Origin of the sequence: Paenibacillus paridis (assembly GCF_006345825.1) — a bacterium.
GTDB classification, from domain to species: Bacteria; Bacillota; Bacilli; order Paenibacillales; family Paenibacillaceae; genus Pristimantibacillus; species Pristimantibacillus paridis.
Genome location: NZ_VCIX01000092.1, coordinates 858,343 through 878,781 on the forward strand (window position 1 = coordinate 858,343; position 20,439 = coordinate 878,781).

22 protein-coding genes are annotated in these 20,439 nt (G+C 48.7%); 20 read left to right on the forward strand and 2 right to left on the reverse strand.

What is annotated here, in order from left to right; translation table 11 throughout:
* Positions 1-72 precede the first annotated feature (72 nt).
* From spoVAC to FJQ58_RS25675, 15 genes are all read left to right on the forward strand, one after another.
* Positions 73-582: a stage V sporulation protein AC gene (gene spoVAC, locus FJQ58_RS25605; RefSeq protein ID WP_202915326.1), complete on the forward strand. Its 510-nt coding sequence runs from the start codon at positions 73-75 to the stop codon at positions 580-582.
* A gap of 1 nt (position 583) precedes the next feature.
* On the forward strand, positions 584-1,597 hold the full coding sequence (gene spoVAD / locus FJQ58_RS25610) for a stage V sporulation protein AD (protein ID WP_139997662.1): 1,014 nt from the start codon (positions 584-586) through the stop codon (positions 1,595-1,597).
* Positions 1,598-1,603: 6 nt separating this feature from the next.
* On the forward strand, positions 1,604-1,954 hold the full coding sequence (gene spoVAE / locus FJQ58_RS25615; RefSeq protein WP_139997664.1) for a stage V sporulation protein AE: 351 nt from the start codon (positions 1,604-1,606) through the stop codon (positions 1,952-1,954).
* Positions 1,955-2,093: 139 nt separating this feature from the next.
* Entirely contained in the window at positions 2,094-3,050 is a 957-nt protein-coding gene (locus FJQ58_RS25620; RefSeq protein ID WP_139997666.1) for an AAA family ATPase, read from the forward strand.
* A 4-nt stretch (positions 3,051-3,054) separates the two neighbouring features.
* Positions 3,055-4,302: a DUF58 domain-containing protein gene (locus tag FJQ58_RS25625; RefSeq protein WP_139997668.1), complete on the forward strand. Its 1,248-nt coding sequence runs from the start codon at positions 3,055-3,057 to the stop codon at positions 4,300-4,302.
* Positions 4,299-6,554, forward strand: a complete 2,256-nt coding sequence (locus FJQ58_RS25630) for a DUF4129 domain-containing transglutaminase family protein (RefSeq protein ID WP_139997670.1) — start codon at positions 4,299-4,301, stop codon at positions 6,552-6,554. The genes FJQ58_RS25625 and FJQ58_RS25630 overlap by 4 nt, the downstream gene beginning before the upstream one ends.
* Before the next feature lie 198 nt (positions 6,555-6,752).
* Positions 6,753-7,277: a YqeG family HAD IIIA-type phosphatase gene (locus FJQ58_RS25635; protein WP_139997672.1), complete on the forward strand. Its 525-nt coding sequence runs from the start codon at positions 6,753-6,755 to the stop codon at positions 7,275-7,277.
* Complete coding sequence (gene yqeH, locus FJQ58_RS25640; protein WP_140000088.1) at positions 7,277-8,401, forward strand: ribosome biogenesis GTPase YqeH; 1,125 nt, start codon at positions 7,277-7,279, stop codon at positions 8,399-8,401. The genes FJQ58_RS25635 and yqeH overlap by 1 nt, the downstream gene beginning before the upstream one ends.
* Before the next feature lie 29 nt (positions 8,402-8,430).
* The gene (aroE, locus tag FJQ58_RS25645) at positions 8,431-9,300 is read left to right on the forward strand and encodes a shikimate dehydrogenase (protein ID WP_238404345.1); all 870 of its coding nucleotides are present in this window, start codon (positions 8,431-8,433) and stop codon (positions 9,298-9,300) included.
* A 61-nt stretch (positions 9,301-9,361) separates the two neighbouring features.
* The gene (yhbY, locus tag FJQ58_RS25650) at positions 9,362-9,664 is read left to right on the forward strand and encodes a ribosome assembly RNA-binding protein YhbY (protein ID WP_139997674.1); all 303 of its coding nucleotides are present in this window, start codon (positions 9,362-9,364) and stop codon (positions 9,662-9,664) included.
* Positions 9,665-9,780: 116 nt separating this feature from the next.
* Entirely contained in the window at positions 9,781-10,371 is a 591-nt protein-coding gene (gene nadD / locus FJQ58_RS25655) for a nicotinate-nucleotide adenylyltransferase (RefSeq protein ID WP_139997676.1), read from the forward strand.
* Positions 10,361-10,915, forward strand: coding sequence for a bis(5'-nucleosyl)-tetraphosphatase (symmetrical) YqeK (gene yqeK / locus FJQ58_RS25660; RefSeq protein ID WP_139997677.1), 555 nt, complete (start codon positions 10,361-10,363; stop codon positions 10,913-10,915). The genes nadD and yqeK overlap by 11 nt, the downstream gene beginning before the upstream one ends.
* A 21-nt stretch (positions 10,916-10,936) precedes the next feature.
* The gene (rsfS, locus tag FJQ58_RS25665; protein ID WP_139997679.1) at positions 10,937-11,284 is read left to right on the forward strand and encodes a ribosome silencing factor; all 348 of its coding nucleotides are present in this window, start codon (positions 10,937-10,939) and stop codon (positions 11,282-11,284) included.
* Positions 11,281-12,231 carry a CvfB family protein gene (locus FJQ58_RS25670; RefSeq protein WP_139997681.1) on the forward strand — a complete coding sequence of 317 codons (951 nt, stop codon included), beginning with the start codon at positions 11,281-11,283 and terminating at the stop codon, positions 12,229-12,231. The genes rsfS and FJQ58_RS25670 overlap by 4 nt, the downstream gene beginning before the upstream one ends.
* A complete protein-coding gene (locus FJQ58_RS25675) occupies positions 12,228-12,998 on the forward strand; it encodes a class I SAM-dependent DNA methyltransferase (RefSeq protein WP_139997683.1) in 771 nt (256 codons plus the stop codon). The genes FJQ58_RS25670 and FJQ58_RS25675 overlap by 4 nt, the downstream gene beginning before the upstream one ends.
* A gap of 1,285 nt (positions 12,999-14,283) precedes the next feature.
* Here the strand turns inward: FJQ58_RS25675 and FJQ58_RS25680 are convergent.
* On the reverse strand, positions 14,284-14,505 hold the full coding sequence (locus FJQ58_RS25680; RefSeq protein WP_139997685.1) for a hypothetical protein: 222 nt from the start codon (positions 14,503-14,505) through the stop codon (positions 14,284-14,286).
* A gap of 277 nt (positions 14,506-14,782) precedes the next feature.
* Here FJQ58_RS25680 and nrdI point away from each other — a divergent pair, with 277 nt between their 5' ends.
* Genes nrdI through nrdF form a run of 3 tightly spaced genes read left to right on the forward strand, consistent with a single transcriptional unit; the run spans position 14,783 to position 18,216 of the window.
* Positions 14,783-15,142 carry a class Ib ribonucleoside-diphosphate reductase assembly flavoprotein NrdI gene (gene nrdI, locus FJQ58_RS25685; RefSeq protein ID WP_139997687.1) on the forward strand — a complete coding sequence of 120 codons (360 nt, stop codon included), beginning with the start codon at positions 14,783-14,785 and terminating at the stop codon, positions 15,140-15,142.
* The gene (gene nrdE, locus FJQ58_RS25690) at positions 15,129-17,213 is read left to right on the forward strand and encodes a class 1b ribonucleoside-diphosphate reductase subunit alpha (RefSeq protein ID WP_139997689.1); all 2,085 of its coding nucleotides are present in this window, start codon (positions 15,129-15,131) and stop codon (positions 17,211-17,213) included. The genes nrdI and nrdE overlap by 14 nt, the downstream gene beginning before the upstream one ends.
* A gap of 46 nt (positions 17,214-17,259) precedes the next feature.
* Complete coding sequence (gene nrdF / locus FJQ58_RS25695) at positions 17,260-18,216, forward strand: class 1b ribonucleoside-diphosphate reductase subunit beta (RefSeq protein ID WP_139997691.1); 957 nt, start codon at positions 17,260-17,262, stop codon at positions 18,214-18,216.
* A gap of 154 nt (positions 18,217-18,370) precedes the next feature.
* Here the strand turns inward: nrdF and FJQ58_RS32435 are convergent, their stop codons facing one another.
* On the reverse strand, positions 18,371-18,523 hold the full coding sequence (locus FJQ58_RS32435; RefSeq protein ID WP_162341769.1) for a hypothetical protein: 153 nt from the start codon (positions 18,521-18,523) through the stop codon (positions 18,371-18,373).
* A gap of 135 nt (positions 18,524-18,658) precedes the next feature.
* Between FJQ58_RS32435 and FJQ58_RS25700 the strand changes: the two genes are divergently transcribed.
* The gene (locus FJQ58_RS25700) at positions 18,659-19,636 is read left to right on the forward strand and encodes an ABC transporter ATP-binding protein (RefSeq protein WP_238404346.1); all 978 of its coding nucleotides are present in this window, start codon (positions 18,659-18,661) and stop codon (positions 19,634-19,636) included.
* Positions 19,636-20,439, forward strand: a complete 804-nt coding sequence (locus FJQ58_RS25705; protein WP_139997693.1) for an ABC transporter permease — start codon at positions 19,636-19,638, stop codon at positions 20,437-20,439. Before FJQ58_RS25700 ends, FJQ58_RS25705 begins: the two co-directional genes overlap by 1 nt.

Sequence of the window (20,439 nt, forward strand, 5' to 3'; positions counted from 1 at the left end):
TTCTATTACAAATAATGAACGTGAAGAAAGAAAAACGGCAACGTTCTTTCGCTATCGCACAACTGAAGAACCATGCCGGAAAAGGAGGATGCAGCATTGGCCACAAAAAGCAAAAGTAATTATAAAAAAATGGCGATGTCGCCAAAGGAATACCAATCCTTCGCTAAATCGATGGAACCACCCCGGTCCATTCTTGGGAATTGCTTAAAAGCGTTTGTCTTCGGCGGAGCCTTATGCGTGCTTGGACAAGCTATCCAAGAGCTTTACGTCCATGGAATGGGCATGACGGAGGAGGCAGCCAGCAATCCAACCGTAGCGACATTGATCCTGATGTCGGTCATCGTGACGAGCCTTGGCGTTTACGACAAAATCGCGCAATGGGCAGGCGCGGGATCTGCTGTACCCGTGACGGGTTTTGCCAACTCCATGTGCTCGGCGGCTTTGGAGCATCGAAGCGAAGGGCTCGTGCTTGGCGTCGGTGCGAATATGTTCAAGCTGGCAGGCTCCGTTATCGTATTTGGTACAGTAGCCGCTTTTTTCGTCGGTATCGCCCATCTTATTCTCGGTACTGGGGGTCAGTAATATGCTGCGCGGAAAACAAACGTGGTGGTTTGAGAAACGCCCAGTCATTATAGGGGAGGCGACTGTTGTCGGTCCTGATGAAGGAGAAGGTCCGCTTGCCGCAGATTTCGATCTGGTCCACCCGGAGCTTGATATGCAACAAAAAAGCTGGGAAAAGGCGGAGCGGCTGCTGCTGGAGCAAGCTTCAGAATTTGCTATTCAAAATGCAGGCATTGAACGCGACCAGCTCCAATTTTATATTGGCGGAGATTTATTGAACCAGATTATTAGCAATAGCTTCGCTGCACGATCGCTAGGCGTCCCTTATATCGGTGTGTTTGGCGCTTGTTCCACATCAATGGAGACGCTGGCACTTGCGTCCATGCTTGTGAATTCCGGATCGGCAAGCCATGTATTGGCAGGTACCTGCAGTCACAACTGCACCGTAGAGAAACAGTTCCGTTATCCGACCGAATATGGCTCGCAGAAGCCGCCAACGGCTCAGTTTACAGTTACAGGTGCGGGCGCGGCAGTTGTAGCTGCATCGGGCGATGGGCCTGTTGTCGAGTGCGCGACGATTGGCAAGGTTATTGATTTAGGCATTACCGATCCTTTTAATATGGGAGCTGCCATGGCTCCGGCGGCAGTCGATACGATTCAGGCACATTTTAATGATACCGGACGCAAGCCAAGCGACTACGATCTAATCGTTACCGGAGATTTGGCTGGCGTGGGCCATCCGATTGCCAAGGAGCTGCTGCTGCAAAACGGCGTTCCCATGGATGAGACGGTTTTTGGAGATTGCGGATTAATGGTTTATGACGTGCAGAAACAAAAGGTACAGGCTGGGGGCAGCGGCTGCGGCTGCTCAGCGGTAGTTACTTACGGTCATTTGCTGAAGCGAATCAAGAATGGTGAATTGAAAAAAATTCTCGTTGTTGCTACAGGTGCTTTGCTTTCTCCGCTTTCTTTCCAGCAAGGGGAGAGTATTCCGTGCATTGCGCATGCGGTAGCCATTAGTGCAGGGGAGGGGTAAGCGGTTATGATCTTTTTATGGGCTTTTTTGATAGGCGGGGGCATTTGCGTCCTTGGGCAGATCATGTTCGATGTATTTAAGCTAACGCCTGCTCACACCATGTCAACCTTGGTCGTTATTGGCGCCATCGTCGATGGGGTAGGATTATATGAACCTTTGGTGAAATTCGCGGGAGCGGGGGCGACGGTCCCAATCACCAGCTTTGGCAACGCGCTCGTTCATGGGGCGTTGACGGAGCTGCATGATCAAGGCTGGATTGGCGTTATATCCGGCATATTCAAAGTAACAAGCGCAGGTATTTCGTCTGCCATTATTTTCTCTTTTCTGGCAGCTCTTGTCGTTAGGCCCAAAGGATAATAGATAAAGGCACAAGCTGGAGGATCCTGTGGGATCTTCCAATTTTTTTTGTAGCGAAAAAATTTGTATACCCGAATGGATGTACTGTAAAATAGTAGTATTGAACATGAACTAAGGCATTATTTCGGGAGGTAATGAAATGGATATTCGTCCTGCAGACATGCAATTATGCGCTACTATTCTACGAAACTTAGAAACTTGTATCCTTGGCAAACAGGAAGAAATCCAAAGATTATTGATCGCTGTAATCGCAGGCGGTCACGTCTTGCTTGAAGATGTGCCTGGCACAGGCAAGACACAACTTGTGAAAGCTTTGGCTAAATCTATCGGCGGCCAATTTCGCCGCATTCAATGTAATCCTGACTTGCTTCCTACCGATATTACTGGTGTTTCCATTTATCATCCCAAGCAGGAGACCTTTTTATTTCGGCCAGGCCCGGTTATGGCCAACATTCTGTTAGCAGATGAAATTAACCGTGCGACCACGAAGACGCAATCCGCTCTTCTAGAGGCGATGGAGGAAGGCCATGTGACGGTTGATGGAGATACGTATGAGCTTCCTCGCCCGTTCGTTTTGCTAGCCACGCAAAATCCAATAGAGTTTGAAGGTACCTACACACTGCCGGAAGCGCAGCTTGACCGATTCATGATGAAGCTGTCGCTTGGCTATCCTAGTGAATCCGACGAACACCGCATGGTATTATCTAATGAAGGAATACATCCATCGGATCGGATCGAACCGATGATTAATATTTCGGATATGCTTCATATCCAGGATCAAGTGCTAAAGGTTCACATTGACGAGGCTGTGGGAAAATATCTGGTCGGTTTGATCAGAGGAACGCGTGAGCATGCCAATGTAATGCTTGGGGCAAGCCCTCGCGCTGCTCTCGCGCTTGCTAGAGCAGCGAAAGCGAGCGCCTATATCCAGCAGCGCCAGTTCGTAACGCCAGATGACGTGAAGGAGCTCGCTCCGTTTGTGCTAGCTCACCGCCTGCTTCTTCGGACGGAAGCCAGAATGAACGGCCTCAAAGCGGAGGATATCATCGCGCAGGTGATTCAATCCACGAAAGTGCCGGTTCGGCTAGAGCGCTAAGCGGATGGCAGCGACTAAATCCAAGAGGCTGCGCTGGCAGCTTGTCGCAGTGATCTATACGACCAGTCTTTTTTATTTTTTATTTCAAGGCGGAAAAACCGCAATTATGCTATTTATGATCCTGAATCTATTACTTGTATATTTAGTGCTAGGCAGATGGAGCGGGATAGGCAAAGTGTCCGGAAGCCGCAGCTATGCGATGCCGGGCGCTGCTTCACATGAGCACTCTCTATCAGCCGGAAGCGCGCTTGAAGTGAATTTGCAAGTCAAGATACCAGGCTATTATCCGCTTCCTTATGTGATTATCAGAGACCAATTGCAGCGACATAATGGCCAGAAGCTGGCTTTCGAGACCTCCTTCGTACCGAATTGGAAGCGCAGCGGCCAAGTTAGCTATCAGACGCCGCCGCTCCAGCGGGGCGAATACCGTTTTACGCATACGGAGTGTTTGTCTTATGACGTATTTGGATTGTTTGAGCATGCCGGTCAATTTGGAACGGAAACCGTGTTTAGCGTGCTGCCTCAAACGGTACCGCTTAGGCAGTGGAGCGGCGTTCAGAGGGGCATTAGGGGTCCCTATTCCCATGCGATCGCTTCCCGATCGGCGAAGGAGACAACCCAAATCAACGGTGTCAGGGAATATTTGTATGGTGATCGTTTATCACGCGTTCACTGGAATGCCACGGCGAAGACGGGGGAATGGAAGTCGAAGGCTTTCGAACGCGAATCCTTGCCACGTACGGTTGTGATTTTAGACCGCAATCCAAGAGGCTATCAGAACGAGCTTGCTACACGCTTTGAGCTGGCAGTATCTACGGCTGCTTCGCTACTAGAAAACGGATTGAAAGGCGATACAGCCATGGGCTTGCTCTCCATAGGGGAAACGGTGACGATGGTTGCTCCGAAGGCGGGAATAGAGCAGCGAAACGTCATGCTGAAGCATTTGACCTTCGTTGATGCAGACGCGTCGCATCCATTATATGCGTCATTGCAGCGTGCGGATTCCTTGCTTGAGCCAGGAAGCTTTGCCGTAGTCGTAACGCCTGATACCGGCACAGATGTCATACGAAGCATGGAATGGCTGTCGCGCAAGGGAATTACCCCTTGCTTGTTGCATATTTCATCGGCCGTTGATTTGCTTAGCCATAATACGTCCTGGAAACAAGTGATGAGAGAGCGCGGATGGCCTGTTTTTGAAATTCGCCAGTTGCAGGAGCTTCCATCGGTGCTTGAAGGGAGCGGGATTGCATGAAGCAGGCGTTGAACGCTTTGTTCGTCTATTTGACAGCGAATTGGTATGAGAAGCTACGGTTTTTATTTGCTGCTATTATTTTATCCAATACGATTATTATATTTGAAGATTACTGGTGGGAAGAGACGATAGCGATCGGTCATTACACGCTGTATGCAGCGGCTGCGATTGAGCTGCTTCTGCCGCAGAAGAGTCGTTTTCTAAAGTTTTTTCTCAAAATTGCAGCTGCGATTTGGATTACGACTAGGCTTGTGGAGATGAACTGGATCATTGCGACTCCTGAACGCTGGCAAGAGTGGATCTGGTGGCTGCAAGCCCACATGATGCAGTTAAACCCTTTTATTTGGATAAGTATTGCGCTGCTGTTGCTTCATAATTTGTTCGGCTTATGGACGACAACACGGATTCGAATGTTCGGGCTGGTGGGCGCAAGCCTACTGATTTTAACGATAGCGGACTCATTTACGCCGATATGGTTATGGGATGAAGTCGCTATGGTCGTGTTTATCGGCTTGCTTTGGCTCGTTGTTAGTCATTTATCAAGGCTGCAGCGCGAACACCCAAGAAGCTGGAAAGAGCTTATCGAATATCCGCTTCAATTAATAGTGCCAATTGCGCTTGTCCTATCGGTGTTGATGATTGTCGGTCTGAATATGCCTTCACTTTCTCCGATTCTACAGGACCCCTATACGATTTGGAGAGAATCAAAGGGCGAAACCGTCAAAGTATTTCTTGGGGATAAAGGGACGGATGTTCAATCGCCAAGCAGTTCCGGCAATGCAAGCTCCGGCTATAGCCGGAACGATGAGAAGCTCGGCGGTGGCTTTCAATTTGACTATTCACCTATGATGACGGTATCGACTTCGCACCGCAGCTACTGGCGCGGCGAATCGAAGGCCGAATATACAGGGGACGGCTGGATCGAAGGGAAGGCTGAGCAGGCTGTCGAAGCCGTTACCCGTATCTCAAAGGAAACTGTGCTGCCATCATTGGATAAGCCTCCGGCTGCGGGAACGACAGAAATTAGCCAAATCGTAACGATGATCCGCAAGGATGTTTACCCGATTCTGTTCGCGGCTGCGCCAGTCACCAAGCTTAACTGGATCGACGATGAAGATGCTGTACTGCCTACAGGATTAGTATGGGAGCCAAGCTCAGGAGAGCTGCGGCTGCTGAACTGGTCGATGAAAAACCGTAAATATCCACAAACGTATTCGGTAACCTCCTCCGTTCCTGTTCTGGATGAAGTAAAGCTCAGAGAATCCAAGGCAGGCTGGTCTGACCAGGCGGAAGCGGCACGCAATAAATACTATTTGCAATTGCCCGATTCATTGCCTGACCGAGTGAAACAGCTGGCCAAGCAGGTAACTGCGGATGCAACCAACGATTATGATCGGGCAAAGTTGCTGGAAACGTATTTGAGGCTTACTTATAATTACAATAACATGCCTGATGAAACCAGGCTGACAGGTACAACAACTGATTTTGTCGATAAATTTTTATTTGAGCTAAAAGAGGGCTATTGCGATTATTTCTCGACATCGATGGCTGTCATGGCCCGGAGCTTGGGCCTGCCTACAAGATGGGTAAAGGGTTTTGCGCCCGGCGTGCTGCCGGCCAGCGATTTTGGGCCTCCAGGTGAATTTATGGATCCTAGTATCAATCCTAACGGATCAGGCACTTATACGGTACGGAATTCGGATGCTCATTCCTGGGTGGAAATTTATTTTGAAGGATTTGGCTGGATTCCGTTTGAAGCAACGTCTGGGTTTTCGTTTCCCTATACGATAGCAGAGGAAGAAGTAGCGCCGCTGCCGGAAATCGATGAAAGCGAAAGCGATCCGGCAACCGTCGAAACGGCGGAAAGTTCCTCCAGTTCGAAGCTATGGACATGGCTTTCCATTTCGCTGCTCGTAGCAGCTGCGGCTGTATGGGCGTTCATTAGCCGAGATAAGCTGGTATTCACTTGGCGTAAGCTGCGTCATGGCTCGTACACGGCAAATGACCGGATCGTGCTTGAAACGAACAAGCTGCTGCGTGTTTGTAAGAAGCGCGGGATGGAGCGTCAGGAGCATGAGACATTGCGAGAAGCGGTGCTTCGCTGGTCGCAGAGCCAGAAAAGGCTGCGTGATGATTTTCGAGCGGTGCTGGATGGCTTTGAGCAAGCGAAATACAGTCCGGCTATGGCAACCGCCGAGGATGCGGATCGTTTTGTAGTCAGAGTGAAATCGTTAATGGATCAATTAAGGTAACTGGCTGTAAAGCCGGGCTGCTTTTCCGAGTTGACTTATTATCATGGGACGATTTAGGCTCAGCGCAAGCTTGGCTCCTTAATTTCAGTACAAATACCGCCCGCCAAAGAAATTGGCGGCGGTATTTTTTTGCAACAAATTTGGTTTCTATGGTATAGTTTCGTAAGATAGCAAGCAGAAAGCAGAGGGATATCCATTATGTTTGAACGGCTGTTGCCGCATATGCGCGTCAATACAGTGTATGAAATTAACTTAGATGAGCTGCATGCAAGAGGCGTACGCGGCATCATTACGGATTTGGATAATACGCTCGTCGGTGCTAAGGAGGCGTTAGCTACGCCTGAGCTGGTGCAGTGGCTGGATTATGTGCGCTCACGGGGCTTTCAGGTTGTTATCGTTTCTAATAATAATGAAACACGAGTAAGCAAATTTTCCGCACCGCTGAATATTCCTTATATTCATGCTGCGCGCAAGCCGGCGGCTAAATCGTTCCGTAAAGCGCTTGGCGTACTTGGACTGGCTGCAGAGCAGTCGGTCGTCATTGGCGATCAAATGTTGACCGATGTGCTGGGCGGGAATCGAATGGGACTGTACACGATTCTTGTTACACCGATCTCGCCAGCTGACGAAGGGATCATGACAAGGGTCAACCGCCGAATTGAACGGTTTGCTTTGGTGCGTTTAAGAAAAAAAGGGTTATGGTATGAGGGGGAAACAAAGTGATGGAACAACAGCTTAGTCAGGCAACACGTTCGTGTGCGGGCTGCGGCGTGGCATTGCAGACGAAAAGTCCTGAGCTGCCAGGTTATTTGCCGGAAGGCGCAATGGAACGGGATCCGGTTATTTGCCAGAGATGCTTCCGTATTCGCAACTATAATGAAGCTTCATCTGTTGCCGTAGACCAGGATGATTTCTTGAAGCTGCTCGGCAGCATTGGCAATACGGATAGCTTGGTTGTCCATATCGTCGATTTGTATGATTTTGAAGGAAGCTTGATTTCTGGACTTCAACGCTTCGTGGGCAACAATCCCGTGCTGCTCGTAGTCAACAAAATTGATTTGCTGCCGAAAGCGATGAATGTCAACCGGCTTCGTAACTGGGTGCAGCAGCAGGCAAAGGCAGAAGGACTGCGCACAGTAGATGTCGTATTATGCAGCGCTAAGCGGAATATGGGCTTTGAGCGTGTAATCGAGGCTTTGGAGCATTACCGCAAAGACCGTGACGTTTATGTGGTAGGCGCAACCAATGTTGGAAAGTCTACGTTGATTAACCGACTAATTCGCGATTACAGCGATATGGAACGAGAGCTTACGACCTCCCGATATCCGGGAACGACGCTTGATGCCGTTCATATCCCGCTTGAGGATGGCAAGGCCATTATTGATACGCCAGGCATTGTGTATTCTACGCGTATGACTGAGGTGGTTCCGCGCAGCTTCTTGGGCTCTCTATTGCCGGACAAGCCAATCAAGCCGCTGGTATATCAATTGAACTCTGGCCAGACTTTGTTTATTGGCAGCCTTGTCCGCTTCGATTTTGTGGAAGGCGACCGCCAGTCCTTTACGTTCTATGTATCAAATGCATTGAATATGCATCGTACGAAGCTGGAGCGGGCTGACGAGCTTTATGCCGATCACCGCGGCCAATTGCTTGGCGGTCCATCGCTCGAGGAGCTGGAGACCATTCCGGCATGGACGAGGCATTCGCTTCGCGTAAAGCGTGGACTTAACAAAGACGTATTCATATCGGGCCTTGGCTGGATTCAAGTGAATGGAACTGGCGGAGCCGTCATTGATATTTACGCGCCTAAAGGCGTTAAAGTTATGCTTCGCGACTCCATGATTTAAACCGATAGCGCTTGGAAGGGGAATCCGCTGTGACAATTGCGGGAGCAGGAAACCGGATCGACAGCAATACGATTTTGTTCGGTGTGATCGGGGATCCGATCCGCCATTCGAAATCACCAATCATGATGAACCGTGCCTTTCGGGAAACGGGCATTAACGGCGTTTACACGGCTTATCATATTACAAGCGAACGTATACAGGATTTTGCTGCTGGCGTTCGGGCGATGGGTATTCGCGGCATTAATGTTACGATCCCGCATAAGCTGGACATTATGTCCGTACTCGATGAGATTGACTCGGGAGCACAGGCGATTGGAGCGGTCAATACGATCGTGAACGAGGATGGAAGGCTTATCGGGTATAATACCGATGGGATCGGTTATGTGCGTTCCTTGAAGGAAGAGGCGGAAAGCGAGCTTGCGGGCAAACGAATCGTTGTCATTGGTGCTGGCGGCGCAGCTAGAGGCATTGTCTATGCCCTTGCAAGCGAGAAGCCCGCCCATATTGCCATAGCCAATCGATCTGTAGATCGGGCGAAGGCGATTGCCGAATCGTTTCAAGATAAAGCGGATATTGAAGCCGTTTCTAACGAACAACTACAGGCCGCTTGCTTGCATGCGGATATTGTTATCAATACGACATCGGTGGGGATGTTTCCCCATGTAGACGAGACGCCTATTGACGCGAATTGGTTAAAACCTGGCGCGGTAGCGAGCGATCTCATTTATAACCCGCTGAAAACAAAGTTTTTGCAGCAGGCTGAGCAGCGCGGCTGCCGGATTCATGGCGGACTGGGCATGTTTATCAATCAAGGGGCGTATGCCTTTGAATATTGGACGGGCCAGCCTGCTCCAGTTGCAGCGATGCGGGAGACTGTTCTCGCTGCATTGCAAAATTAATTGCATTTTATTGTTGCAAACGGACTAACGAATTATTGAGATGAAAGAAGGAACACCTATCATGCTTACAGGAAAACAAAAACGTTATTTAAGATCACTCGCTCATCATTTGACTCCAATCTTCCAGGTGGGCAAGGGCGGGACGAATGATCATCTGGTTCGCCATATTGAGGAAGCAATCGAGTCTCGCGAGCTGATTAAAGTTTCCGTGCTTAACAACTGCCTTGATGATCCTCGGGAAATTGGTGCTGAGGTTGCAGCAGCAGCTGGAGCAGAGCTTGTTCAAGTCATTGGCAAAACGATCGTTTTGTACAAGGAATCCAAGGACAACAAACAAATCGAGCTCCCTAGGGCAGCCCGTTAATCGTTTTATTTCATAAATATTTGAGCAAGCATCCTTCATCCTGCATGTAGAGCAAACGATTGGCTTGCAGTTGATGATGAACCCAGCATGGCTTTAGGTAGAGAGGGGTTCTGCAAGTGAGTAAGATTGGTATTATGGGCGGAACCTTTGACCCCATCCATATCGGCCATTTGATAGCGGCAGAAGCGGCCCGTGAGCAGTGCGGTCTCGATGAGGTATGGTTCATTCCGTCTTATGGTCCACCGCTTAAACCGAATGAACCTGGAGTGAGTGGACAGCACCGCTATGAAATGGTTTGCAGCGCGATTGAAAGCAACGCGGCTTTTCGCGCGTTAGATCTTGAGCTTCAGCGCGGAGGGGTAAGCTACTCTTACGATACGGTGATGGAACTCCGGAAACGTTATCCGGAGCATGCTTTTTCCTATATTATCGGCTCGGATCGGATCAATGATTTGCCGCAATGGTACAAAATTGAGCTTCTCGCTGATCTTGTTACCTTTATCGGCTTGTCGCGTCCGGAAACTCCCATTCACTTAGATGCTCTTCCTGTCTACTTACAGGAGAAGATCAAGCTTATTCATATGCCGGCTATCGAAATCTCTTCAACTGTCATTAGAAGCAGAGCGAGTTTTGGGCAATCCGTTCAATATTTGGTGCCGGACTCGGTAAACAGCTATTTGAGGAGGCACAGGTTATATGAATCGTGAGGAAATGATCGCTAAGGTAAAGGCAGAAATGCCGGAGCGGAGATGGCTCCATACGCAAGGCGTGATGGAGACTGCCGTGATTTTGGCTAATCGATACGGCGAGGATCCCGTTCGAGCCGAGCTTGCAGCCATTTTGCATGATGTTGCCAAGTATTGGCCTACGGAGAAAATGGCTCAGATCATTCGTGAGCGAGCCTTGCCGCCAGAGCTGCTGCTCTATGATAAAGAGCTCTGGCATGCTCCTGTTGGAGCTTGGGTGGCTGAGCATGAATATGGGGTGTCGGATCAGGAAGTGCTGGATGCGATCCGGTATCATACCTCAGGGCGCAGAGGCATGAGCAAGCTGGAGAAAATCGTATGCTTGGCTGACTATATGGAGCCAGGCAGAGATTTTCCCGGGGTTTCGCTCATCCGCGAGCTGAGTGAGCAGGATTTGAACCAAGCGCTGGTTGCTGGCTTCAATTCAACGATTTCCTTCTTATTAGAAAAGAAAAAACGGATTTTTCCGTTGACGGTAGAGGCACGAAACGGTTTATTAGAATAATGACTAATAGGAGGCTGAGCAATGGCAGTGCATTCGGATGAATTGTTACAATTAACGGTCGCGGCAGCAGAAGACAAAAAAGCGGTGAACGTTGTTGCTTTAAATTTGAAAGAGATATCCTTGGTAGCGGACTATTTCGTGATTTGCAGCGGTAACTCGGATACTCAGGTGCAAGCAATCGCGACCGAAATCCGCAAGCAAGCAGATAAAAGCGGTACGCGGGTTCGCGGAATCGAAGGCATGGACTCGGCAAGATGGGTCCTTATCGATTTAGGCGATGTTATCGTTCACGTGTTCCACCGCGAAGAACGCGAATATTACAATATTGAGCGTCTCTGGTCAGATGCGAAGGTTGTGGAGTTCGCATGACTTTTGAAGCCGGCACGACTCAAATTCTAAGGGTGGCACGAGAAGTGTCGCCCTATGGATATTTCTTGACGGATGACGAGTCGGATGTCCTTATGCATTATACCGAGCTCGTCGGCTCCAAGCCTAAAATCGGCGATCAAGTGGAGGCCTTTATCTTTTATGATTCAGAGGACCGTTTGGCCGCTACGATGAAGAAGCCGCTGCTGCAGCTTGGTGAGCTGGCGCGTCTGAAGGTTGCGGACGTACACCCGAGGCTGGGCTGTTTTCTGGAGATGGGTCTAGGCAGGCAGCTATTGCTTCCGCTTTCCGAGCTGCCAGAGAGCATTGAGTATAGACCGCTTCCAGGCGATGAAGTGTTTGTTGTGATGAAGCATGACAAAATCGGAAGATTGGTCGCCAAGATCGCATTTGAAGAAGAACTCTCGGAGCTCGTATTCGCTGCTCCTGAGAGCTGGAACAACCAATGGGTCGAAGGCTGGGTGACAAAGACGCTTCAGCTCGGTTCGTTTGTGATGATTGATGGCGGCGTCGTGGGTTTTGGCGTTTATGGACTAATTCCTAGCGCTGAGCGCATTCGGCCGCTTCGTTTGGGTGAGCGCGTTAGTGCGCGCGTCACCTTTATTCGGGAAGACGGCAGAGCCAATCTCTCGATGGCGCAGCGGAAGGAAGTGGGACGCATCGAAGATGCGGACCGTATCCTTGCATTTATCAAAGAACGCCCAGGTGGCGGAATGCCTTATTCCGATCAGACGGACGCGGATATTATCAAGCAAAAATTCGGAATTAGCAAAGGTGCTTTCAAGCGTGCCTTGGGTAAGCTGATGAGAGAGAGGTTGGTTACCCAGAAGGGCAGCTGGACGTATTTGGCCGTTGAGCCTGCGGCCGAGCAGTCGGTAGACCCTTCGGCTGCAGCTGTTTCTGATGCTGAAGGAGCGGATGGACAATGACCCGTTCCTATGGACAGTTCGCAACTGTCTATGACCGGCTTATGGAGGATATGCCCTATGCAGATTGGCTGGGGTTTGCAAGAGCCGGCTGGTCGCATTATGGCGGCATGCCTTCGACGGTTGTCGATCTGGGGTGCGGTACGGGGAGTTTATCTATCCCGCTTGCCCGCTCGGGTTGCCACGTCTACGGCATCGATCTTTCCTCAGACATGCTGACTGTTGCCAGAAGCAAATGGGACGAGCTGCCTCAGCAGCTTGCTAGACCTCGTTCGGGTTCGATTCGATGGCTTCAGCAAGACATGCGCGAATGGGAGTTACAAGAGCCCGTAGATGCGGTTATTTCGTTTTGCGATTGCTTAAACTACCTCACGGAGGAGTCGGATATTGAAGCCGCCTTCCGAGCCACTTATGCGGGTCTGCGGACGGGGGGAACCTTTCTGTTCGATATGCATCCCCCAAGCCAACTGATTCGTTACGCTGAGGAACAGCCGTTTACTCTTGATGAACGTGATGTCGCTTATATATGGACATGCGATTTTGAGGAAGAGCGCTGCGAGATTGAGCATCATCTTACTATTTTCTCCCGCGAGGAGGATTCTAGGTTTTACCGGTTTGAGGAATCCCATGTCCAGCGCGCTTACGATCCAGATTGGATTGAAGCAGCTTTGCGCCGTGCAGGCTTCCAGACCGTTGACCGCTATGCGGATTTCGAATTCGCGCCTGCGGATCATGAATCAGAGCGCCTTTTCTTCGCAGCCGTTAAATAAGCTACTGCGCTCGCTGCGCTAGCCATCCAAAGAGAGTCCTAAGAGGTCTGCTCAGACCCCTCAGGACTCTCTTTGCTGTCTGCCTTCCAGTCCGGCAGAATAAGCAGCATTCAGCCTCTAGAGAGTTTAGATGCGATAGCTAGAAAAAGAGCAGAAGTAGAAGCGGAAGTAGAACCGGAAGTGGAACCGGAAGTGGAAGAACTAGCAGAAATAGACGCTCAAGGACTGGCGATAAGCACGTATGTGTTCTTATAACAACAGATGTTGAGGCTTGAGGCTTGTTAGAACCTATGTGTTCTTACAACACACCAGTTGTTGGGGTTTGAGGTCTGTAAGCGCATATAGGTGCTTACAAGCGTAATTTGTCGAGTGCGGATGCCGAAACGTTGGCGATAAGCACGTATAGGTTCTTACAACACACCAGATGTTGGGTTTTGAGGTCTGTAAGCGCATATAGGTGCTTACAGACGGAATTTGTCGAGTGCAGATGCCGAAACGTTGGCGATAAGCACGTATAGGTTCTTACAACACACCAGCTGTTGGGGTTTGAGGTCTGTAAGCGCATATAGGTGCTTACAAGCGGAATTTGTTGAGTGCGGATGCCGAAACGTTGGCGATAAGCACGTATAGGTTCTTACAACACATCAGCTGTTGAGGTTTGAGTTCTGTAAGCGCATATAGGTTCTTACAACACAACCAGCTGTTGGGGTTGAGGTCTATAGGCGCATATACGTGCTTACAAGCGGAATTTGTCGAGTGCGGATGCCGAAACGTTGGCGATAAGCACGTATGTGTTCTTATAACACACCAGATGTTGAGGTTTGAGGTCTGTAGGCGCATGTAGGTGCTTACAGACGGAATTTGTCGAGTGCGGATGTCGAAACGTTGGCGATAAGCACGTATGTGTTCTTATAACACATCAGCTATTGGGGTATCAGGCCTGTAAGAACCTATGTGTTCTTATAACTCACCAGCTGTTGTAGTAGGTGGTTTGGGTGCACATAAGTTTGCAATTAGTCAGGAAAAGAATAGCTAGTAGAATGATATGAAGCGATAACGATGCAAGCGGGAGTATTACTTGGAGTGAATTGATGGTTGCTTGGTTGCATGTCTCGTAGATGTAACCTTCTATCTGGAATCAACATATAGTGTTATATAGAAGAATGGTTGGAATACAAGTCTGATTGCATTATTTTATCAGGGATGCCTTGTTGAACGACAACTGTTATCAAAAAATACAATCAGACTATTGCATATGTCTAGATATTGTGTCTCAAGAATCCAGTTACTCGCGTAGCGCATCCTTAAGTCGGCTGTTCATGCCTGCTGCTGCAGATGCTTTTCGAACGGAATCGAGCTTCATTTTTTTGATTAATTGGGTCGTTTCTTCCTGCTCTTTTTCTAGATTTTCGATGTAATCCAGCAGCTCTGGCGCCGTATATCCGGCATCCTTGAACAGTTTATCGATCGTTTCCCGTATTTGTTCTGCAGTTGTTTTTTGGTTCATCCTGGCCTCCAAAATAGCAATAAAATGTCACTATCCCATCATATCCGCATCTGGTAAAATAGTCGAGTGCGCCAAAAAAATAGATTAATATTTTCTCCATAATTTTCATTGACTACTCCTATATATTGATGTAGAATCAAAAACATCAACTACATATTGATGTTGATAGGTGCCTTCAATGATAAACGTTAAGTTATCATGAACAAGCGCAACTGACGGAATTGCTAGTCAGAAGCGCTTTTTAATTGCTTAAAATCAGTAAGGGAGCGAACGTGCTATGCTAGTTGTCTATGATTCCAAAACAGGTAATGTCAAGCGTTTCATCAAAAAATTGAACATGCGGGCAGTGCCTATTGATGAGAAGGATGAAGTGGACGAGCCGTTCGTGCTGGTTACGTACACAACAGGGTTCGGCCAGGTACCGGAGAAAGTGACGTCGTTTCTTGCGAGCCACTCCGACCTGCTCCGCGGCGTTTCTGCCAGCGGCAACCGAAACTGGGGAAGCGGGTTCGCCAAAAGCGCGGACACGATTTCACAAATGTACGATGTTCCCGTTATTTTAAAGTTTGAGCTGTCCGGTACCAATCAAGATACGCAACATTTTGTCGAAAGGGTGCGAACCATTGAAACATATTGAACTGAACAACGAATTGATGCAGCGCGGTGCTGACGGATTTTACCAGCTGGATAAAGATAAAGAGGCAGTAGCTGCATTCATGGAAGAAGTAGACGAGAAAAGCGTAAAGTTCGACTCCCTCAAGCATAAGCTAGAATACCTCATCGAAAACGACTACTACGATAATGTATACGACAAGTATACATACGATCAGGTGGAAGCAGTGTTCACCCTGACCGCGAATAGCGGCTTCGAATTCCAATCCTACATGGCAGCATCGAAGTTCTATAAGGACTACGCGATGAAAACCAACAACAAATCACAATATCTTGAGCAATACTCCGATCGGGTAGCGATTGTTGCCTTACATTTGGGCGAAGGCGACGCAGCCAGAGCACTCCGCATCGCTGAAGCGATGATCGATCAACGTTTGCAGCCTGCAACACCAACCTTCTTGAACGCCGGCAAGAGCCGTCGCGGTGAGATGGTTTCTTGTTTCCTATTGGAGATGGACGATTCCCTTAACTCGATCAACTACGTGCTAGGCACATGTATGCAGCTCTCGAAAATCGGCGGCGGCGTTGCGGTCAACCTTTCGAAGCTTCGTGGACGCGGTGAGCCGATTAAAGGCGTAGAAGGCGCTGCAAAAGGTATCATGCCGGTACTGAAGCTAATGGAGGATGCTTTCTCCTATGCAGACCAAATGGGTCAACGCAAAGGCTCAGGAGCAGGCTACTACAACATTTTCGGCTGGGATATTATCGAGTTTTTGGATTGCAAAAAAATTAACGCAGACGAGAAGGCACGGATTAAAACGTTGTCGATCGGTCTGATCATTCCGAATAAATTTTATGAGCTTGCTGCTCAAAACAAACCGTTATTTGTGTTTGGCCCGCATTCCGTTCAGAAAGCATACGGTAAACATCTAGATGACATGGATATGGATGAAATGTACGAGGAATTGCTTGCTAACGAGCTTGTAACGAAGAAAAAAGTAATGAATGCACGCGACATGTTGACAAAAATCGCCTCGATTCAGCTAGAATCCGGCTACCCATATATTATGAACAAATCGAATGCGAACAGCGTTCACGCACTGAAGGATATCGGTTCGATCAAAATGTCCAATCTGTGTACGGAAATCTTCCAACTGCAAGAGACTTCCGAAATTAAGGATTATGGCTTTGAAGATGTCATTCAACGCGATATTAGCTGCAACCTTGCGTCCCTTAACATCGTGAACGTTATGGAGCACAAAAAAGTAAAAGAATCCGTTCATGTTGGCATCGAAGCCTTGACGACGGTCAGCGACTTGTCTAATATCGACAATGCGCCTGGCGTTCGCAAAGCAAATGAAGAGCTGCATTCTGTCGGTCTTGGCGCAATGAACCTGAATGGTTACTTGGCCAAAAACAAAATCGCTTACGAAAGCGAAGAAGCGAAGGATTTTGCTGGCGTATTCTTTATGATGATGAACTACTATTCCCTTGAGCAAAGCATGGAAATCGCCAAAGAACGCGGCATTACATTCAAAGATTTCGAGCGCTCCGAGTATGCCAAAGGAACGTATTTCACTCGCTATGAAGAGACGGATTACCGTCCGAAAACCGACCGCGTTAAGGAATTGTTCGAAGGGATGGAAATTCCTTCGCCCGAAGACTGGTCTGCGCTTAAAGCCAAAGTGCAAGAGCACGGCCTGTACCATGCCTACCGTCTTGCGATTGCACCGACACAAAGCATTTCGTATATCCAAAATGCGACTTCAAGCGTGATGCCGATTGTAGAGCATATTGAAACGCGTACGTATGCGAACTCAACAACGTATTACCCAATGCCGTATTTGGCTCAAGAGAATTACTTCTACTACAAATCGGCTTACAATATCGATCAATTCAAGCTTATTGATCTCATTGCAGAAATTGGCCAGCACGTAGATCAAGGCATCTCGTCCGTATTGCACGTAAATAGTAACGTAACGACCCGAGAGTTGGCACGTTTCTATGTTTACGCTGCACAAAAAGGGCTCAAATCGCTTTATTACACAAGAACGAAGCGGCTTTCCGTTGAGGAATGCACGAGCTGCGCCGTTTAAGTTTTAATTTAATAGACGCTTACGTAGCAAAGAAGGAGCTCACCAAATGAAAGCAGTGAACTGGAACCGCCCGGATGACGATTTCACCCTAACATTCTGGCAGCAAAATGTAATGCAATTTTGGACGGATGAAGAAATTCCGTTATCGGATGATAAGATGGATTGGATGGAAATGACGGACGCTGAGCGCACGCTTTACAAAAACGTGCTCGGCGGACTGACTTTGCTCGATACGATTCAAGGCGGCATCGGCATGCCGAAAATTTTGGAGCATGTGGATGGCTTGCAGCGCAAAGCGGTACTGTCGTTTATGTCCATGATGGAGCAAATTCATGCTAAATCGTACAGCAGCATCTTCACAACACTTGCATCTGGCGAGGAAATTGATGAGATTTTCCAATGGGTCGAGCAAAATGAACAGCTGCAAAAGAAAGCGACGTTGATCTCTTCCTGGTACTCGAACATTACGGGCCCGAAAGAGCTTTATAAAGCGATGGCAGCATCCGTATTCTTGGAGAGTTACCTGTTCTATAGCGGCTTCTTCTACCCTCTTTATCTGGCTGGCCAAGGTAAAATGACGAGCAGCGGCGAAATTATCGATTTGATCCTTCGTGACGAGAGCATCCATGGCCTATACGTCGGCGTTCTTGCCCAAGAGCTGTTCCAAACGTTCAGCCCTGAAGATCAGGCTCAACTGCAAATCGAGCTTTATGCTTTGCTTAACGAGCTTTATGAGAATGAAGTGATCTACACCGAGCATCTGTATGCACCACTGGGCCTTGCGGAGGAAGTGAACGTTTATGTCCGCTACAATGCGAACAAAGCGCTGATGAACCTTGGCATGGAGCCGCATTTCCCTGAAGAGCCGGTTAACCCGATCGTGTTCAACGGAATTAGCACCCATACGAAGCAGCATGACTTTTTCTCGAAAAAAGGAAACGGTTATGTGCGTACGATTCACGTAGAGCCACTGAATGACGATGATTTTGTTTTTAACTTTTAATCCAATCACATAGCTATAAACAAGAAAATCGCTCTTTATTTTGCCCCGTCGGCAAAATAAGAGCGATTTTCTTGTCTGTCTCACGCCAAGGGGATAGAATCCCGCACAGCGGTTGGGAAGCTGATTTTTCAAGTTATTTAGGGAGGTGGTTTCATTATTGTTCGGATTGCTCGTTTTTCTGCTTGGGAGCTTCAACGGCTGATTGTTCGTCCTTGACATATTCGTCCTGATCGCTGCCCCAAACAAAGTCGTAGTTTGTCATGTCCGGTTGGTAGCCGTTTTTTGCTTTCTCATTTTTCTTTTCCATATCCATCACTCCTTTTTTGGTTAGTATGCGTACTCGAAGTGGAATTTAAGCTTTGTTTAGGAGAATAAAAGATTGACACGTTTATACAGGAGATGTTAATATCTTCCTCTCAAATCTTGCGCGGAGGTAAAAGCAGTGATAAAAGTTCAAGGCTTAAGCAAAGCCTATCAAGTAGCCAAGCGTTCATCCGGGGTAAAGCAAGCGATGAAAGCGTTATTCAAAAGAGAGTATAAGATTGTGGAAGCGCTTAACGATATTTCCTTCACCATCGAGCCAGGGGAGATCGTCGGGTATATTGGACCGAATGGGGCAGGGAAGTCAACCACGATTAAAGTAATGAGCGGCATTCTCGTGCCCGATCATGGCACTTGCACCGTTATGGGTTATACGCCGTGGAAGGATCGGGTGAATTACGTTAAGCATATCGGCGTGGTATTCGGACAGCGCTCGCAGCTATGGTGGGACGTGCCTGTGATGGATTCCTTTGATTTGCTTCGGGATATTTACAAGGTGCCGGAGGATGAATACAGAAGCACATTAGCGCTGCTGACGGAAACGCTGGAGCTCGAGGAAATCCTCCAGATGCCCGTCAGACAGCTCAGCTTGGGACAGCGGATGCGCTGCGAGATTGCTGCATCGCTTCTGCACAGCCCAAGCGTCCTTTTCTTGGACGAGCCGACGATTGGCCTTGATGCCGTGTCTAAAATAGCAGTGCGGCGCTTTATCCGCAGAATTAACGAGGAGAAGGGCGTTACGATTATTTTGACCACGCATGACATGAATGACATTGAGGCGCTAGCTAATCGCATCATTCTTATTGGAAAAGGAAAGCTGTTGTATGACGGGAGCCTGAGCGCGATTCGCAACCGGTTTGGGACGGGAAAAACGATTACTGTCGTCTATAGTCACCACAACGAGCGGCTTCAGGTGGAGGGGGCAATTGTTGAATCATGGTCGCCAGAACGAGCCGTGCTAAGCGTAGATACTTCGCAGGTCGTCATCAGTGAAGTGCTGATCCGGCTCTCTGAGCAGGTGGAGCTGCTGGATGTAACGATTGATACGCTTCCGATTGAGGATATGATCGTCCAACTTTACAAGGAGCATCAAATATAATGAAGGCATATGTATCGGTGTTCAGGCTGCGTTTGACCAATGGCATGCAATACCGCACCGCTGCGCTTGCGGGTGTGGCTACGCAATTTTTCTGGGGCTTCATTATTATTATGGTTTTTGAAGCGTTCTACAGCGGAGCGGCAACCGAGCTGCCGATCTCGCTGAAGCAGCTTATTACTTACGTGTGGCTGCAGCAAGCCTTTCTTGCTTTTGTGATGCTGTGGTTTCGGGATAACGAGCTGTTTCAGCTCATTACGACCGGCAACATCGCCTACGAGCTTTGCAGGCCAAGCGGCATATATGGCTTATGGTTCGCCAAGCTGCTTGCACAGCGCTTGGCGAGCGCGCTGCTGAGATGCTTTCCGATTTTGCTCGTCGCTCTTTTCCTGCCTGAGCCTTACCGGATGCCGCTTCCGATAGATCCCGCTGCTTTCCTATTATTTCTGTTCGCCTTACTATTCGGATTGCTGATGATCGTCTCGCTCTCCATGCTGATGTACATTTCTGTGTTCGTTACGCTGTCGCCAGCGGGTTCGCTGCTTATGTTTGGCGTCATCGGTGAATTTCTCGCGGGCATGGTCATTCCCGTACCGCTGATGCCCGAATGGCTGCAGCGCATTGTTTATGTGCTTCCCTTCCGCTGGACAGCGGATTTTCCTTTCCGTGTTTATTCCGGCCATATTACGAAGGAAGAGGCGCTTATCGGAATCGGCATACAGCTAGTCTGGCTGCTTGTACTGGTCGCTGTGGGGAAAATGGCAATGGCGAAGGCGCTACGTAATGTCGTTGTAAATGGAGGGTAA